This is a genomic window from Caldicellulosiruptor sp. F32 (genome assembly GCF_000404025.1).
Classification (GTDB): domain Bacteria; phylum Bacillota; class Thermoanaerobacteria; order Caldicellulosiruptorales; family Caldicellulosiruptoraceae; genus Caldicellulosiruptor; species Caldicellulosiruptor saccharolyticus.
In genome coordinates this window covers 1-1,993 of sequence record NZ_APGP01000088.1, presented here as the reverse complement: position 1 = coordinate 1,993, position 1,993 = coordinate 1, and the positions used below count along the sequence as shown (strand labels likewise).

Sequence of the window (1,993 nt, the reverse complement as noted above, 5' to 3'; positions counted from 1 at the left end):
TTTTGGTTTCATATTCTATATCCTTCTTTAGAAAAATGAACAGATATTTGGTGGTTATTTTAGCTTTTTTATTCTATCTGCTGGAAAATATTATTGGAAAATTAATTAGTTCGTCAACTACATTTTCAATAGCTGATTATTTAATTATTCTTCCATTTTCTTCTGAAATTACAAATTACCAATATTTCCTAATCTTTATGATTATGTTGTTCTTTATAAGTCTTATTATTATAAACTTTAAATGTAGTAAGGATGAAGTATAATGAAATTTAGGCGAATTTTCTATTTAAACTTAGCAAGAAAATTTATAGCTTATTTTGCAACTTTATTTGTGGAATTAGTACTTTCGATTTCTTTGTTTAAATTTTTGAATAAGAATAAAGCATGGACGATTGATTTAATTCTAAGTCAAATATTTAAAGCAAACGTAATTACGTTTTTTTATGTACCCATATATCTTCTTTTGGTCAGTTCGCAAATACATATGGAAAATTGCCTGATTATTCTGAAATATACTTATGTTGAGGATTGGTGGAAGGAAAAAATAAAAATTTTACTAAAAGATACCTTAATCTATTTATTATCTATATACACTATACCTTTGATAGTAACTGTTATGTTGAGTTCAAAGTATTTAAAAGCTTTAAGCTACAAGGAGTTTATATTCATTTTAGAGTTTCTATTTATTGTGCTTCTTTTGTTAGTTGTATATGGAACAGTATATCTTATTGTATTGGCTATTATTAAAAAAACTATTGCAGCGTATATAATTGGTATATTAGTGCCTTTAATAGATTTTATCTTTATATATATCTTTAAGACAGGGAATTTTTGTGGTATTACCTTAGGTATGTTAATAAATTTTCTAATGAGCTATAATTTATCGCTAAAAAAGCATCTTTTTTTATTTGGAATATACCTTAGTTATTTTTTGCTGCTTTTTACCTTCTTGAACATTGTTATGACAAATACATTGAAAAAAATAGATATTTACAGAGGTGATAAGAAATCAGAAAACTGATAAATAGTTTTGTCAGTTCCTTAGTTATCTCTTTGTTAATTGATTTATATTGGCTGATGTCTTTGAAATTTTATAGTAATACTTCTGTTGAGATTTTTTTGATTTTGAGTTTCAATTATTTACCTTTTCCGGGTAAAGTAACTTCTTTTATATATCCTTTAATATATGCTTTGCCCAGATTATATCTTATGGCTACCTTAGGAAATGTTTTTTCTCATGATTTTAAAAGATGTGCAGTTTACATTTTTACAAGAAAAGATAGTAGGCTTTCATGGTATTTTAGTAAGCTTTATTTTATATCTTTACACATTTTATCTTTTCTGATTACATTTGTAATAACCACAACACTATTTGCCTTGGCAAATAAATTTAGGGTGGACTCTTTTATAAAAGGTCTATTGTGTTGTGCAATAATAGTTCTGCTAAATTTTATTTCTATAATGTTGTTTACTATAGTTGCAAATATATTATCATTATATATAAGTTCAAGAATATCCTTTTTGTTTACTATAACAGTTTGGCTAATATTTTTTGTTCCATCTTTTATATCTTTAAGTGATTTCAATTATCTTTTAATAAAATTCAGTCCTGTTCTACAAGCTGTTTTAAGTTGGCATAGTGATAGATTTATTGTAGATATAACTGGAATTTATGGAATAGATAGCATAAATGGTTTTAGCATATGGTGGTCAATGTTTATACTTGCTATTTATTTTTCGATTGTAGTGATAATAGGAATAAAAGTAGTTAAAAATATTGAAATATTCGAGAGAGATTGACAGGAAAGAGGTGATTTTAAATATGAAAGCAATAGAAGTTAGAAATTTAACGAAGATAATCAAAGGAAAAGTTATTTTGGATAATGTTAATCTTGAGCTCGAAGAGGGAAAGATTTATGGATTTTATGGTAGAAATGGTTCAGGCAAAACTATGTTATTTAGAGCTATATGTGGATTGATAAAGCCAACATTT

3 protein-coding genes and 1 pseudogene are annotated in these 1,993 nt (G+C 25.5%); all 4 read left to right on the top strand.

Translation table 11 applies throughout. The annotated features are described in order from the left end of the window. Positions 1-263: pseudogene (locus tag H964_RS13050) on the top strand (hypothetical protein); the annotation flags it as partial. Further along, positions 263-1,021, top strand: a complete 759-nt coding sequence (locus H964_RS08455) for a hypothetical protein (protein WP_039766616.1) — start codon at positions 263-265, stop codon at positions 1,019-1,021. The pseudogene H964_RS13050 and the gene H964_RS08455, both read left to right, overlap by 1 nt. Before the next feature lie 188 nt (positions 1,022-1,209). Further along, the gene (locus H964_RS13045) at positions 1,210-1,800 is read left to right on the top strand and encodes a hypothetical protein (protein ID WP_156823677.1); all 591 of its coding nucleotides are present in this window, start codon (positions 1,210-1,212) and stop codon (positions 1,798-1,800) included. Between the two features lie 22 nt (positions 1,801-1,822). Next, the coding region (locus tag H964_RS08445; protein ID WP_039766609.1) for an ATP-binding cassette domain-containing protein at positions 1,823-1,993 on the top strand (171 nt) is incomplete at its 3' end.

What these genes read in the sequence shown, in the direction of transcription:
- H964_RS13045 (WP_156823677.1), top strand. Translation starts at nt 1,210, where the DNA reads ATGGCTACCTTAGGAAATGTTTTTTCTCATGATTTTAAAAGATGTGCA.
- H964_RS08455 (WP_039766616.1), top strand. Translation starts at nt 263, where the DNA reads ATGAAATTTAGGCGAATTTTCTATTTAAACTTAGCAAGAAAATTTATA.